17 protein-coding genes are annotated in these 14,081 nt (G+C 69.0%); 1 reads left to right on the forward strand and 16 read right to left on the reverse strand.

The genetic code is table 11. From position 1 onward, the window contains the following. Nucleotides 1-303: 303 nt before the first annotated feature. From AAF430_03100 to AAF430_03120, 5 genes are all read right to left on the reverse strand, one after another. On the reverse strand, nt 304-1,281 hold the full coding sequence (locus AAF430_03100) for a hypothetical protein (GenBank protein ID MEM7409207.1): 978 nt from the start codon (nt 1,279-1,281) through the stop codon (nt 304-306). A 9-nt stretch (nt 1,282-1,290) separates the two neighbouring features. Then, a complete protein-coding gene (locus AAF430_03105; protein MEM7409208.1) occupies nt 1,291-1,632 on the reverse strand; it encodes a hypothetical protein in 342 nt (113 codons plus the stop codon). Beyond that, the gene (gene fliS, locus AAF430_03110; protein MEM7409209.1) at nt 1,629-2,000 is read right to left on the reverse strand and encodes a flagellar export chaperone FliS; all 372 of its coding nucleotides are present in this window, start codon (nt 1,998-2,000) and stop codon (nt 1,629-1,631) included. Before fliS ends, AAF430_03105 begins: the two co-directional genes overlap by 4 nt. 24 nt (nt 2,001-2,024) lie before the next feature. Beyond that, nucleotides 2,025-3,488 (reverse strand): flagellar filament capping protein FliD, encoded by a 1,464-nt coding sequence (gene fliD / locus AAF430_03115; protein MEM7409210.1) that lies wholly within the window; start codon nt 3,486-3,488, stop codon nt 2,025-2,027. Nucleotides 3,489-3,605: 117 nt separating this feature from the next. Next, entirely contained in the window at nt 3,606-4,430 is an 825-nt protein-coding gene (locus AAF430_03120) for a flagellin (protein ID MEM7409211.1), read from the reverse strand. 467 nt (nt 4,431-4,897) lie between these two features. On the opposite strand from AAF430_03120, the gene AAF430_03125 reads away from it, so the two are divergent. Continuing rightward, nucleotides 4,898-5,941: a GNAT family N-acetyltransferase gene (locus tag AAF430_03125; GenBank protein MEM7409212.1), complete on the forward strand. Its 1,044-nt coding sequence runs from the start codon at nt 4,898-4,900 to the stop codon at nt 5,939-5,941. On the opposite strand, the gene AAF430_03130 is transcribed toward AAF430_03125, so the two are convergent. Genes AAF430_03130 through flgF form a run of 11 tightly spaced genes read right to left on the reverse strand, consistent with a single transcriptional unit; the run spans nt 5,914 to nt 13,924 of the window. Next, on the reverse strand, nt 5,914-6,444 hold the full coding sequence (locus tag AAF430_03130; GenBank protein MEM7409213.1) for a flagellar assembly protein FliW: 531 nt from the start codon (nt 6,442-6,444) through the stop codon (nt 5,914-5,916). The two genes, AAF430_03125 and AAF430_03130, sit on opposite strands and share 28 nt — an antisense overlap. After that, nucleotides 6,441-6,644: a carbon storage regulator CsrA gene (gene csrA, locus AAF430_03135; GenBank protein MEM7409214.1), complete on the reverse strand. Its 204-nt coding sequence runs from the start codon at nt 6,642-6,644 to the stop codon at nt 6,441-6,443. Before csrA ends, AAF430_03130 begins: the two co-directional genes overlap by 4 nt. Continuing rightward, nucleotides 6,644-7,591 carry a flagellar hook-associated protein FlgL gene (gene flgL / locus AAF430_03140; protein ID MEM7409215.1) on the reverse strand — a complete coding sequence of 316 codons (948 nt, stop codon included), beginning with the start codon at nt 7,589-7,591 and terminating at the stop codon, nt 6,644-6,646. Before flgL ends, csrA begins: the two co-directional genes overlap by 1 nt. A 9-nt stretch (nt 7,592-7,600) precedes the next feature. Next, nucleotides 7,601-9,046, reverse strand: coding sequence for a flagellar hook-associated protein FlgK (flgK, locus tag AAF430_03145; GenBank protein ID MEM7409216.1), 1,446 nt, complete (start codon nt 9,044-9,046; stop codon nt 7,601-7,603). Beyond that, entirely contained in the window at nt 9,046-9,540 is a 495-nt protein-coding gene (locus AAF430_03150) for a flagellar protein FlgN (protein MEM7409217.1), read from the reverse strand. The genes flgK and AAF430_03150 overlap by 1 nt, the downstream gene beginning before the upstream one ends. Then, nucleotides 9,533-9,853: a rod-binding protein gene (locus AAF430_03155; protein ID MEM7409218.1), complete on the reverse strand. Its 321-nt coding sequence runs from the start codon at nt 9,851-9,853 to the stop codon at nt 9,533-9,535. The genes AAF430_03150 and AAF430_03155 overlap by 8 nt, the downstream gene beginning before the upstream one ends. Further along, nucleotides 9,850-10,956: a flagellar basal body P-ring protein FlgI gene (locus AAF430_03160; protein MEM7409219.1), complete on the reverse strand. Its 1,107-nt coding sequence runs from the start codon at nt 10,954-10,956 to the stop codon at nt 9,850-9,852. Before AAF430_03160 ends, AAF430_03155 begins: the two co-directional genes overlap by 4 nt. Next, nucleotides 10,956-11,720: a flagellar basal body L-ring protein FlgH gene (locus AAF430_03165; protein MEM7409220.1), complete on the reverse strand. Its 765-nt coding sequence runs from the start codon at nt 11,718-11,720 to the stop codon at nt 10,956-10,958. The genes AAF430_03160 and AAF430_03165 overlap by 1 nt, the downstream gene beginning before the upstream one ends. Next, nucleotides 11,695-12,414 carry a flagellar basal body P-ring formation chaperone FlgA gene (gene flgA / locus AAF430_03170; protein ID MEM7409221.1) on the reverse strand — a complete coding sequence of 240 codons (720 nt, stop codon included), beginning with the start codon at nt 12,412-12,414 and terminating at the stop codon, nt 11,695-11,697. The genes AAF430_03165 and flgA overlap by 26 nt, the downstream gene beginning before the upstream one ends. Then, nucleotides 12,411-13,190, reverse strand: a complete 780-nt coding sequence (gene flgG, locus AAF430_03175; protein MEM7409222.1) for a flagellar basal-body rod protein FlgG — start codon at nt 13,188-13,190, stop codon at nt 12,411-12,413. Before flgG ends, flgA begins: the two co-directional genes overlap by 4 nt. Then, nucleotides 13,187-13,924 carry a flagellar basal-body rod protein FlgF gene (gene flgF / locus AAF430_03180; GenBank protein MEM7409223.1) on the reverse strand — a complete coding sequence of 246 codons (738 nt, stop codon included), beginning with the start codon at nt 13,922-13,924 and terminating at the stop codon, nt 13,187-13,189. The genes flgG and flgF overlap by 4 nt, the downstream gene beginning before the upstream one ends. Nucleotides 13,925-14,081 lie beyond the last annotated feature (157 nt).

Below are 14,081 nucleotides of genomic sequence, written 5' to 3' on the forward strand. Positions count from 1 at the left end.
TTGGACCGCGCGGATCAGTCTTGCGTACGTCGATCCCTGGAGCGTCGGTCGACGGTGACCGAGATCGATCGGCCTCGCGCGTCGACGGCTCCGAACCGAGGCGCCGACCGTCCGTGCGAGGCCCGGACGATCTCCGCGAAGGTCCACGCGACACACAGCATTCCCAGGATGGCGACGAAGTCCATGGCGGGAGGTGTGCGCCACCGGTGTCGAAGTGACGCAGTGCGCACTTCTCGGTAGAACGTGTACGCATTCTCGCGTACCGGAGGGGCGGATGGGCAAGGCACTCCTCAGCATGGTCGACTAGGCCGCGTCCTCGTTTGCCGGTTCGCCCTCGTCGGTTTCCGCAGGCGAGCTGGACCCGAGGATGCGGGCCCGTAGCTCGTCGGCGCGATAGGGGCGGATCAGGAAGCTGTGTGCGCCCGCGCGCAGCGCGGACCGCACCATGAACTCGGTCGGGGCTTCCGAAGAGAGGAGCACCGGGATCTGGCTCGTCACGGGGTCGCCCAGGAACGACTCGGCCAGGTCGAGCCCGGCGCGGCCGCCGAGCTGCCAGGGCACCACGATCGCGATCGCATGGTCGAAGCTCTCCTGCCACTCCTCACGGGTCTGGTGGGGGGCGAGGAGGCTGACCGGCCAGTCGAGCTCGGCCGCGAGATCCTCGAGCGCGACCTGTTCGTCCTCGTCGTCCGAGAACACGCAGAGCACGCCCCCGTCGCCGGCTTCAGCGGCGACGGTCGCATCGCCCGAGGGCCACAAGATGTCGCAGCGGCCATCGGGCTGGCCCTCGATGACGAGTCGGTAGCGAACCCGGACGAAGCGCTCGCCGATGATCCAGGTCGGATCAGACGCCGGCTCCGGAATCTCGCGGGCATCCTTCGCCTCGGCTTCGGGAACGCCGTCTTCTTCGAGCGGCGCGAGGTGGGTCGAGAGGATCAGCTTGGTGACGACACCGAAGGCGGCGCGGACCTCTGCGTCGAACTCCCGGCCCTCGTCGGCCTCTTCGCCCATCTGCAGCGCGGCCAGCTGCACCGCTTCCGGGCGTGGGATCACGATGTGGATCTCGTAGGGGGGAGTCCCGGTCGATTGGCAGAGCTGATGGATGACCGGCGCGTCCGAGTCGGCGACGTCCGACGTTTCGATCGTCGCGATCTCGGGGTCGAGGAACTCGACGGCCTTGCCCAGCAGCGCGGTGAGGTCGGCCGTCGCGGCCGACTGCGCGGCCTCGAGCTTCGCCTCGAGCAGCGCCGGGGTGGGGATCGTTTCGGGTGCGTCGCTCACGGCGAGTGACTAGACCCGCTCGCAGACGAAGCGGGGGCCGTCGCTCGGCGCGTTCTGGCGCAGCTGCACGCGCGCGCCCCGCACCGACGCCAGCTCTTCGCGGACCCGGGTCAGCCGGTCCGTGAGCTGGGCCTCGAGGGGGGCTGCGGCTTCCAAGGCGGCTCGGGCGACCTCGCGGATCGCCGCATCATCGGGCTCTTCCGAGAGTCGCGCGCGGATGGCCTCGAGGCAGGCGCCACGGCGCTCGAGGGCGGCCTCGAGGGGGGCGAGATCCGCTTCGTCGATTGCCGCTCCCAGTGCGACGGTCTCGCGCTGGAGCCGGGCGAGGAGCGCGCCGAGAGAGGTGCTCACGACGCCGCCCGCGCACCGTGGGCGATCTCACGCCACGGTTCGACGAGGATTTCGAGGATGCGCAAGGCGTCCTCGATCGGCTCTCCCTCGGACTGCATGCCCGCCGCCAGCAGGCGGTGGGACACGAACTCGTAGAGCGCGTCGAGGTTGGCCGCGATCTCGCCACCGCGGTCCATGTCGAGGGAGCTGCGAAGCTCGTTCACGATGTCCAGGGCACGTCGGAGACGGGCGTTCCGGGTCTCGGCCTGCTGGGCCTCGGTCAGCTCACGCGCTTCACGGGCGCAGAGGATCGCGCGCTCGTAGAGGCGCACGACCAGTGCCTCGGGGCTCGCGGTACGGATCTCGTTCTGGAGATAAGGGTTGACCAACGCGCGTCATTCTTTCCGGGGGGCTTAGTTGTTGTTGTTGTTGACCTGGACCAGGCCGAGGAGCGAGTTCTGCTGCCCCTGGAGCCCGGCGAGCACGGATTCGAGCTGGGTAAACTGGCGGACGAGGAAGGTCTCGCGCTCCTCGAGCCGCAGTTCGAGGCGTGCGATCTGTTCGTCGAGGCTGGCGATGCGGTCGTCGAAGCCGTTGAGGCGCCCGGTCAGGATGGCGGTGACGGTCTCGCCTTCGTCGTCGACCGAATCCTTCGTGTAGCCGTCCAGCAGCGTCGCGAGCTGGGAGGCGATGCCGTTCGAGAAGATCGTCTCCCCCGGATTCTCCGGGTCGTCCACCTCGGCGCCACCGAGCAACTGGCGTACGGCGGGGGAGTTGGTCTCGAGGGCCGAGGCGAGCGCTTCGGCGTCGAGCTCCAGGAGGCCGTCGCCGTTGAGCGATACCCCGAGGTTGCCGAGCGACGTGAAGGGGTTGTTGGTGAACTCGAAGCCCTGCGCGATCAGGCCCTGGATCCGGAGCTCGATGTCGCGAAGGGTCGAGTCGCCCGAGAGCGGCCCAGCCGACTCGGTGGTTTCGTTGAAGCGGGCCTGATCCCGAATGAACTGGGTGACGCTGTTGTACGCGTCGATGAACGCCTGGAACTGTCCGTTGATGGTCTCGTCGTCGCGCGCCACCTGAATCTGGGTCGAGGCTGCGCCTTCGGAGAGCAGGTTGAAGGTCAGCCCCGGGAGCAGATCGCTGATCTCATTGCTGGGGCGCGTGACGTTCGGAAGCCCGAGCACGGTGAGCTCGGCGTCCTCGGCCGGTTCGCTCAACGTCGGATCGACGAAGGGGCCGAAGCCGAAGGGCTCGCCCAGGATGTCCGAGGTGACCACGACATCGTTCGCCGCCCCGGTCTGGGTGCCGCTCATCACCAGGCGATAGAGAGAACCGTCGAAGATCACGTCGGCGCGGACGCGGCCTTCGTTGTTCACGTCTTCGTTGATCATTCCGCGGAGGTCGACGAGCGAGGCACCGTTGACGCCGACCGTGATCTCGATCGGGTTGGCGCCGCCGTGATCGATCGACAGGGTGCGGCCGGCCTGGGCGATGATCCCGGTATCCGTGACGTAGGTCGAAGAGACCACGCGCGCCGGCTGGGCGAGGTTCTGGACCGAGATCTCGACAGTGCCTGGGTTGGCGTTCGAGTTGGCCGTGGCCGTCGCCACCGTTTCGTCGGACGAGGTGGCGGTGAAGGCGAGGAGCTCCTCCTCGGTCGCGGGACCGGAGAGGAGGCTGTTGCGGTTGTCGAGGGCCGCGGCCGCGTCGCGCAGGGCGTCGAGTCGGCGGTTGAGTTCGACGAACAGGGAGCGTTCGGCGCGCAGGTCGTCGCGCCGGGTGTTGACCAGGTCGAGCGGGCGCCGCTCGAAGGCCATCAGGCCTTCGATGAGGGCATTCGTGTCCAGGCCGCTGACGAGTCCGCCAACCCGCAATCCCATGCGTCGTCCCCCGGTCGATCAGGCCTGATCTCGAGCCCGAAAACGAGGCGGCGTCCCTGGGCCTGACAGGGACGCCGCCCGGGAGGCGCGGGCTCCGCGCCACCCTATTTCGGCCGACTACTGCAGCAGCGAGAGCGCGTTCTGCGTAGACACGTTGGCCTGGGCGAGCACCGAGATGCCCGCCTGCTGGAGCACCTGGAACCGCGTCAGGGTTGCGGTCTCCGAGGCCACGTCGACGTCGCGGATGCGCGACTCGGCAGCGGCCGTGTTCTCGACGCTGACCGCGATCGATCGAATCGTGGATTCGAGCCGGTTCTGCGCCGTACCGAAGTCGGCGCGGAGACCGGCGACCGAGTCGATCGCCGTGTCGAGGGTGGCCAGGGCGTTCTGCGCGTCGGTGGACGTCGTGATCGCCAGGGCATTCACGCCGAGACCCGTCGCGGTGGCGTCCACACCGGCGACCGAGATGCGGTCGTTGGCGGTGTTGTCCGCGCCCACCTGGAACGAGACCGAGGTCGTCGTGCCGTCGAGGAGCGCGGTGCCGTTGAACTCGGTAACGGCCGCGACGCGGTCGATCTCGTCGATCAGGGCCGAGAACTCCTGATTCAGCGTCGTCCGCTCACCTGCGCCCAGCGTGCCGTTGGCGGCCTGAATCGCGAGCTCACGCATCCGAATCAGGTTGCCGCTGGTCTCGTTCAGCGCGCCTTCACCGACCTGCAGGAGCGAAATGCCGTCGAGGGCGTTTCGCTGAGCCTGCTGGAGACTGCGCACGTCCGCGCGCAGTCGCTCGGAGATGGCGAGGCCCGCAGCGTCGTCCGAGGCCCGCGTGATGCGGAGACCCGAGGAGAGACGCTCGAGCGATCGCTGGAGCATGTTCGTACTGTTCGAAAGGTTCCGCTGAGCGTTCAGCGAAGCCGGGTTCGTATTGATCCGAAGACCCATGGTGGTTCGATTCCTCCGTGACAGTGATGCCTGCCGATCCTTTGGCAGCCATTCGCTTCGCGCACACGCCTCGCGACTTGCGAAGGTGCGTGCGTTCCGCGCGGGGGGAGCCACCGCGCCTCAGGCACACGGTCAGCTCGACTCCGGATTCCCCGTGTTCCTCCGGAGCCGCCGTCGAAGAGAGCAAGGCGCGTGCCAGGGATCGGCGGGGCGGGATCGCCCCGAATGGGAACGCTCCCTTCGGCGCCGACTTGCGCGAGCGCGATCGAAAGCTGCGAGTTGCAGACCGGTTGCGAACGTTTCGCGCTGAAACGCGACTGCCGCCCTGCGGCACTCGGAGGGCGTTCTGGCGTGGCATCGATCTTGCTCAGTCGCTTCTCATGGAACCGCTCTTCGCTCGTCCGCAGTCGCTCTCGCTTCAAGTTCCCCGTCCTCGCGCCCCGCGCACCGACGCGGAGCACGCCGCGTTGGAACACTGGTTGGACGACGGGCTTCGCCGCGGCGAACACGGTCGCCTGGCCTCCGAGTACCCGCTGTCGATGGGGGCGAGCGGCACGCGGCGCCACCACGTGATCTATCAGCAGGGACGCCCTGCGGCTCACGCGATGCTGCATCCCGTCGAGATCCAGACCCAGGGGCGTCGTTTGCGGGTCGGCCTGGTGGGAAACGTGTACACCGACCCCGCGTACCGGGGACGGCACTTCGCGAGCGCGTGCGTGGACGCCTGTGTCGCCGACGCGCGACGGCTGCGCCTGCCGCTCGTGCTGCTGTGGAGCGATGCCTGGGACTTCTATGCCCGGCTGGGTTTCCACCCGGTGTCGCGCGAACGATTCCTCGCGCTCGAGGCAGAACGCATCGTCGCGGCGGAGCCGCCGCGCATCTCGCCGATCGAGGTGGGGGCCCCGGTGGAACGCGACTGGCTGGCCCTCGAGTCGCTCTACGCGGCGAAGCCCCAGCGGGTCCTGCGTAAGGCCGGCGCGCTGCGCCAGCTGGCCGCGGCTCCGGATTGTGTGCTGCGCGTCGCGCGCGTCGCCGGGAGCCCGGCGGGCTACGCGGCGGTGGGGCGGGGCGACGACTTCCCCGGCGTGATTCACGAGTGGGCGGGCGGACCGGGAGCCGTCCTCGCCTGTCTGGCGGATCTCGTCCGCGGCAGCGGTGCCCACACCTTGCTGTGCGGACCGAGCGACGAGCCTGCGGTCGAGCGACTGATCCAGGCCGGCGCGAAGCCGCGCGACGGAGCCTTCGCCCTGGCACGCGTGCTCGACGCGCCGGCGATCTGGCGCACCTGGGTTCCGAACGGCTCCGGCGTGCAGCTGATCCACGAGAAGCAGCACTGGCGCCTGCAGAGCCTGGGGCAGAGCGTCGTGCTCGATGCGCCCGAGACGCTGGACCTCCTGTTCGGCGCAGGGGTTCGCGGTCGCGTGCGCGCGAAGCTGCCGCGCCTGCTGCGGCGTCGGCTGGATCCCCTGCTGCCCTGGCCCCTCTACCTCTGGGGTTTCGACTCGATCTGAGCGGCGTCGCCCGGCGACGGCGCGCCGTCGGGCACCGGAGCCGCGACCGGGAGTTCCTCTTCGAGGATCGCCTGGACGCCCCGTCGGGTTCCCGCGTGTACGAGGAGCGGCGCCGAGAGATTCACCACGGCGGGCTGGTGGCGCAGATTGGCGATCGCCAGGACGACCACCTCTTCGGCGTCGCCGGCTCCGACGGCGTCGAGCACGCTGCGCGACAGCTTCGGCGCATAACCGGAGAAGAGCGCGCGCGCATCGACGACGGGCAGCGCGAGGTTCGGATCGTCGAGGCTGACCAGCCACGAGAAGACGGACGGGACGTCGTGGGCGACGAGGGCCCAGCGGCGTGCCTCGGGGAAGCCGGGGATCCCGTCGAAGCACAGGACATCGCGCTTCGCGACGCGCAGGTCTCCGGCGCGGCGGTGCGCGATCGAGATGCACTCCGCGGGTTCGGCGCTTTCCGACCCTTCGAGATGGGCGGGCGCGCTCGGGGTGGTCTCGCTCATCCGGCATCGCTCGGGTCGGCCAGAGCGGCGTCCCGGTTGGCGGCCGCGGCGCGGTCATAGAGCTCCTCGCGCACGATCAGCACGTCGGCCGGCGCCTCGATGCCGAGTCGTACCTGGCGGCCCGAGATCTGGAGGATGCGGATCCGGACATCGGGTCCGATCCGAACGGATTCGTCGTCACGTCGGGTCAGGACCAACATCAGGCGAGGAAGTCCAGCAGGTTCGGCGGCATCAGGCGGCCCATCGCGGAGAGTCCCGCCTGCAGGGCGGTCTCCTGCCGCACCAGGTCCGAGACCACGCGCGCGAGGTCTGCGTCCTGGACCTCGGAGAGGCGCGAAGCCAGCCGTACTTCCTGATTCGCGAGCCGTTGCTCGGCGGCATCCAGTTGGGAGAGGACGCCTCCCGCGGCGGTTCGCTCGGTGCCGAGTTGGCGGAGCGCGGTGTCGAGCTCGGGAAGGGCCGCGCCGATCGCGGTTTCGTCACCGGCAACCAGCGCGTTGCGCAGGTCGCCGAACACCTGGAAGAGATCCACCCGTCCAGCGTCCGGGTTGCCATCTCCGTCTGCGTCGCCCTGGAAGACGCGGCGTCCATCCAGCGTGACGCGGACGGTCTGCCCCTCTTCGATGCCGACCTGGATCTCGCCCGAATCCCCGACGAAGCTCACGGTCGGGGCGGTCGGGGGAGCGTCGCTGAACGCGCCGGCCGTGGTGAACGGGGCCGCCTCGGCGGCGTAGCCCGCGAAGATGTAGCCGCCGCCGTAGCGCGTGTTGGCGTTCGCAACGAGCGCGCCGAACAGGGATTCGATCTCGCGGGCGATCTCGGCGGTGGAGTCTCCCACCGGACTGTTCGCGCCCTGCACCGCCAGCTCACGGGCCCGGATCACCAGGTCACTCGTCGACGCGAGGGCGTCGTCCAGTGCCGCGACCCGTGCACGCGCGGCCGAACCGTTGCGAAGCAGCTGCTCGACCGCGTCGGTGGCTGCGCGCAGGGTCAGGGCGGTACCCGCGCCGAGCGGATCGTCGGACGGTCGATTGATGCGCAGGCCACTCGAGGCCTGTTCCTGGGTGCGGGCGAGCTGGCCGCGCGTACGGTCCAGGTTGGCCAGCGACATGCGGTAGAGCATCGATTGCGTAATGCGGGTGCCCATGGGAGGTCCTCAGATCAAGCCCAATACGTCTTGCATCAGGGTGTCGACGACCGAGACCACCCGAGCGTTCGCCTGGAACGCGGCCTGCAGCTCGATCAAGCGGGTCGTCTCCTCGTCGATCGACACGCCCGACACCGAGTCGCGCCGGCTCTGCAGGCCCTCGAGAATGCGGGTCTGCTGGTCGAACGAGAGCTGCTGCGTGCGGGACTGCTGTCCGATGTCCGAAATCACGGCGCCCGCGTGCTCCAGGATCGAGCGGCTCGGTCCGCTCGCCGGGCCCGGCGGATCGCCGGGCAGGAACAGCGCCGAACGCTGGCCCCGAAGCTCGGCGAGGGTCTGGGCGTTGCGATTGTCGAGGCTCTGGGAGGTCGTCCCGGCCGCGATCGCGTCGGTGCTCGCGAGGATCGTGGCGTCGAGCGCGAGGTTCGCGGCCGCGTCCTCGACCGCCGCGGGGGCCGTGAAGAAGTCGTTGCCGGTCGACGCGTCGAGCCCGACACCCCCCTGGTGCACCGTGTTCACGCTGTTCGCGAGGTTGTAGGCGAGGGTGTCGAGCGAGCGGATCGCCGCGGGCACCAGGGTGTCGCGGCTCCGCAGCAGGCCCCCGAGCCGACCGCTCCCGATGTCGGCGGTGACATCGAAGAGGTTGCCTCCGTCCTGCACGGCGACGGAAGCGAAGCCCGGGTTGAAGGGGTTCCCGGGGCTTCCGGTGGTGACGAGTGTCTTTGCGCTCGTGCCCTCGACCAGGGCTGCGCCGTTCGAGAGCGTGACCGCGACGGCGCCGTCGTCGTTCTCGTAGGACTGCACGTCCACGAGCTCCGACAGCTGGCGCATGGCCAACTCACGCATGTCGCGCAGATCGTTCGCCGGGGCGCGAACTTCGGTGGCGACGATCTGCTCGTTCAGCTCGGCGATGCGTGCCGTCAGCTCGTTGATCGCGGGCACGGCGTTCGCGATCCCGTTGTCGAGTCCGACCATCACGTCGCGCAGCTGGGCGTCGAGCGAGCCGAACTGGTCGACCAGCGCCTGGCCGGCGGTGACGACGGCCGCGCGCTCGACCGGCGCGCCGGGCGTGGTGGCGTTCGCGAGGTCGTCGAAGGAGTCGTAGAAGCTGCTGAGCGCCGCCGACAGGCCCGGTCCGGACTGCTCGTCGAGGATCGTCTCGATCTCGCGCAGAGCCTGGGTCTGGGTGTCGTTCGCGCCGAGTCGACTGCCTTCGCGCATCAGCTGGCGCTGGACGAAGAAGTCCGTGATGCGCTCGATCGTCAGCTGTTCGACGCCCGTCCCGAGCGGACCCGCGTCGGTGTTGATCGGGAACCCGGGAGCCGTGACCTGGCGTTGCTGGCTGAAACCCTCGGTGTTGACGTTGGCGATGTTGTGGCCAGCCGTGCGGATGCCGAGCGACGTGACGGACATGCCACGTTCGGCGACTCCCAGGATTCCGAACAGGCTCGACATCAGGCGCTCCGCCGGACGAGCCGGCCGGCTTCGGCGGGCGCCGTCCCGAGGCGATCGGGCTGATAGGTCGCCGGCTCGGCCGCCAGCCCCCCGATCAGACGCAGGGTGGAGCGGACTTCGGACAGGCTCTCGCCGGCGAGAAGTACGTTGGCTTCCAGCAGTTCGCGTACGACGCTCACGAGGATCGACAAACGCTGCTGGGCGGCTGCGAGGGGCTCGGCGCTGGCGCCGATGCGGTCACAGATCGCGCCGAGGCGCGAGCCCGCCGGCATCCCCAGCGAGGCCGCGAGTTCGTCCGCCACGCAGCGGCGGCTCTCTTCGAGCAGCCGTCCTTCGTCCGAGAGCTCTTCCTTGAGGCGCGCGATCTCTTCGAGGCCCGCGGCGTCGAGGCGTGCCACGACTTCGCGCTCTTCCTGCAGCGAATCACGCAGGCGGCCGTACAGAGATTCCTCGGCGTCGAGGATCACGAGCAGGCGCGTCTGCAGATCATTCATCGTTCGCGGGCTCCGGCTCCAACTCGGATGGGCGCAGCTGTCCGCGAAGCTCCTCGGCCAGGCCGAGCCCCTTCGTGAGTGCGCTGCGACGCGAAAGCTCGTCGATGAAGAGATCCTGGTAGGTGCGCCCCGCGGAACCCCCGGAAAGTACGTGGGAGACCCCCAAGGGTTTCATGGCCTGCTTCCAGATCTGGCCGATCAGCAGCGCCTCGAACTCGCCTGCGACCCGTTCGACGCTCAGGCGCTCGCCACCCGCCGCCATCGCTTCGAGGGAGCGGAGGCCCGTGCCCATCTCGGCGGACGAGATCTTCACAGCAGCTCCAGCTTCGCCGAGAGCGCGCCCGAGGCTTCGATCGCCTGCAGGATCGCAATGAGATCGCGGGGCGTGACGCCCATCGCATTCAGTGCGCGCACCAGCTCGGCGATCGTCACCGGGCCTTCGACGACCGAGAGGCGGGCTTCGTCCTCGATGGCCTCGACCACTTCGTTGGTCACTGGGGTGGTCTCGCCCTGGCCGAAGGGAGCGGGTTGGGACACCTCGTTCAGCGCGCTGATCGAGACCGACAGGGCGCCGTGGGACACCGCGACGGTCGAGATCGTCACGTTCTCGCCCATCACGACGGTGCCGGTTCGCTCGTTGAGGACGATGCGGGCGAACCGATCGGGCTCGACCTCGACACTCTCGACGGCCGCCATGAAGTCGACCGCACTGGCCTCCCAGTCGTCGGGGAAGCGGACGTGAACGGTGCCGGGGTCGGGCGCAGAGGCCACGCCCGGACCGACCGCGGCGTTGATGGCATTGGCCATCCGCAGGGCCGTCGTGAAGTCGTTGTGGTGGAGCGCGAGTTCGAACTCCCGCTTCTCGGCGATCATGAAGGGCAGCTCCCTTTCGACGGTCGCGCCGCCCACCAGGCGACCCACGGTCGGGTGGTTCTTCTGCACGCTCGAGCCGGCGCCGCCGCCTTCGGCGAAGCCGCCGACGGAGATCGGACCCTGGGCGATGGCGTAGACCTCGCCGTCGGCCCCGTAGAGCGGCGTCATCGCGAGCGTGCCGCCCTCGAGGCTGCTCGCGTCGCCGAGCGAGGAGATCACCGCGTCGAGCCGGGCGCCCGCGCGAGCGAACGGGGGGAGCTGGGCCGTGATCAGCACGGCCGCGACGTTGCTCACGTTGATCGCGTCGGCGTCGACGCCGATCCCCATGCCGGCCAACACGCTCGCCAGCGATTGGTTCGTGAAGGTCGTGGCATTGCCGTCGCCGGTTCCGGCCAGGCCGACCACGAGCCCGTAGCCGATCAGCTGATTCTCGCGAATGCCTTTGACGATCGCGATGTCCTTGACGCGGATCGCCGAAGCCGGGAGGGCCAGGCTCCACACGAGAGCAAGGGCGAGCGAGGAGAGCAGGGTGGTGCGTTTCATCAGAACGGGTAGAGCCAGCTGAAGACGCGCCCGAAGAGCGGCGGTCGTTGTTCGTCGTCGAGGACACCGACTCCGTCGAAGGTGAGCTTCACGTCCGCGAGCTGAGTCGAAGCCACCGTGTTGTCGATCTGGATGTCCCGGCGGCGCACCAGACCCTCGAGCGTCACGAACTGGAGCTCGTGGTTGACGAGGATCTTGCGCCGTCCGTAGACGCGAAAGAGGTCGCCGGGCAGTTCCTCGACCACGCGGCAGGTCACCACGCCGATGAACGTGCTCTCGCGGTTGGTTTCACCGTCGCCCTCGTAGCGCTTGGTACTCTGGCTCTCGAGCACCGCCAGCTCTTCGCCTCCCAGCGTCTGGGCGGCGGTGTTGGTGATGCCGAAGAGGTCGAGGAACTTCTCGAAGCCCTCGACCAGGAAGTCGGTGAGGCCTACTTCCGAGCTCACGATGGACGAGATCGTGCTCTGGCGGTCGAGGCTGGTATTCGCGGACCCTTCGGCGCGCAGGTTCTCGGTCAGGACGACCGTCACCAGGTCCCCCTGGCCCCGCGCCTTGCGGTCGAAGTAGAGAAAGGAGCCGGAGGCGGTAGTACCGCGCCACACCGAGCCCTCATTCGGTGCGGGCGGTGCCTCCGGCTCCCTCTCTACAAACTCGGTCGGTCGCGTCGATTCGATCAGCGCATGCTCGACGCAACCCGTCGCACACGTCGCGGCCAACAGGACCGAAGCGACGAGGCGGCTACGATTCGACATAGACGATTCCATTGCGGCCCACGCGTCCTTCGATCACCTGACGGGACGCGGCGCTGCGCACCCGGATCCATTCGCCCGGGCGACCATCCTCGAGTGCCCGGCCCGTGGTATCGAGGCGGAGCCGACCGCTCTCGAGGACGAGCTTCACGGGCTGGCCACGCTGCACGACGGGCGCGATCTCCACGTCGCGCTCCCGCAAAGCGTGCTTCGCGGGGACGGATCGCCGGAGGCGCATGCCGACCGCGAACTGGGGGTCTTGGAGGACGTCGGACGCGAGGCGTCCCTCGCTGTGTTGTTCGGTGACGAGATCTTCCGCGCGGACGACCGCACCGCGGGCGAGGCGGTGACGTGCGACCACGATCGAACGCGGCGCCTTCACGCGGACCGTGACGACCCCGGTGCGGACCTCCTCCCCGTTGCGGGCGACCGTGACCGTGAGCGGGACCCAGCCCGACATCGGCTGCTCGGGGCGGGAGGAGATCGAGACGTCGAAGTCGTCGTCGTCGCCCAGTGCAAACTGCGGCAGCGCCGGCACCTCGACGGCCGTCACGGGGCCGGCGGCGCGGTTTCGCACATAGGCGTCGATCATCTCGGCCAGCGGATCCGCTGCCTCGCCGGAGCCGGTCGCCGGCGCGAGAAGTGCCGCGAGCGTCAGGGCGAGGCCGAGTGCGGCGCGCCGAAAGCGAAGTCGAAGGGCGGGGATCACAGGTTCGACGCCCGCTGTAGCATCTCGTCGCTCGCCTGGATCACGCGGCTGTTCACCTCGAAAGCGCGTTGGGCCAGGATCATCCGCACCAGTTCCTCGGCCATGTCGACGTTCGACGACTCGAGGAAGCCCTGGGAGACTCCGCCGAAACCGTTCTGGTTGGGGATGCCCAGCTCGGCGTTCCCCGAGGCCTCCGAGACCGCGAACAGATTCGATCCCAGGCCGCGCAGGCCGGGAGCGTTCGTGAAGCGCGCGAGCTGGAGCTGGCCCAGGGTCGTGGGGGACGTCGCATCGCCCACCAGGGCAGAGACCGTTCCGTCCTCGAGGACCGTGATGTTCGAAGCGTCGGTGGGAACGTTGATGGTCGGGATCACGAGCGAGCCGAGACGCGTGACCAGGTTGCCGTCCTGATCGACCTGGAACGCACCGTCGCGGGTGTACGCGGTCTCGCCGCCCGGGGTCTGGATCTGGAAGTAGCCATCGCCCTCGACGGCAAGATCGAGCTCGCGACCGGTCGTGATGCGGTCGCCCTGGGTGTGCACGCGTCCGACCGAACCGAGGCGCACGCCGTGGCCGATCTGGGCGCCGGTGGGAAGTGCCTGACCGGTAGCGTCGGTGGCCCCCGGCGCAGCGAGCGTCTCATAGAAGAGGTCTTCGAACTGCGGGACCTGCTTCTTGTATCCGCTCGTACTCACGTTTGCGAGATTGTTCGCGATCGTGTCGATGCGGGTCTGCTGGGCTTCCATGCCGGTGGCGGCGGTGAAGAGGGCTCTCATCGGTTCATCTCCTGAATCAGTCGGTTGCTCGCCGCGTCGTCGGCCTGCAACGCCTCCATCGAGGCGTCGAAGGCACGCTGCAGGACGACGAGGTGAGCGAGTTCCTGCATGGGCTTCACGTTCGAGGTCTCGACCGAGCCCGGCACCAGGTTTCGAACCCCCGCCGGCTGGCGACGGGCGAGCGGTGGCGCCTCGAAGAGGTTCTCGCCCGCTTTCGACAACTGGCTCGGGTCCTCGAAGAGGTCGACCGCGACGCGTCCGAGCACGCCGCCGGTGGCACTCACGATCTGGCCGTCGGCATCGATCCGGGCTGCGCCGGGCCCCACGTTGATGGGGCCGCCGTCGCCGAGCACCGGGTGCCCCGCTGTGGAGATGAGCTGGCCAGCGGGATCGACCTGGAAGCCGCCGGCGCGCGTGTAGCGGACACCCGCCGGCGTCTGTACGGAGAAGAAGCCGGGTCCATCGATCGCCACGTCGAGGTCGCCCCCGGTGCGCGTGACCGGACCCGAGACATGACGGACGCCCGGGCCCTGGGTGTTCACGAAGACGTGCAGGCCCAGGGAGCGTTCGGCGTCCGCCGATTCGAGGTTCGCCGTGAGCGCGCGTCCGAAAGACGCCGCATCGGCACGAAACCCATCGGTGTCGGCGTTGGCGAGGTTGTTCGCCACCATCTCGAGCTGTTTGAGTCGCGCATCGGCGCCCGCACTCGAGACGTACAGACTGGTCGTCGTCACGGAATCCCCCCGCACCCGTACGGGTGCTCGCGAAGGACAGGTGCAATGCGCGTGCCGACCCCTCCGCGAATCTCTCGCGCGGTCTCGTGGCGCAAGGGGGCGGTCGGGGGGACGTTTCGACCGCTCGGGTTTGCAGACTGGAGCGTTCGAAGTGAAA

This window comes from Myxococcota bacterium (genome assembly GCA_039030075.1).
Classification (GTDB): domain Bacteria; phylum Myxococcota_A; class UBA9160; order UBA9160; family SMWR01; genus JAHEJV01.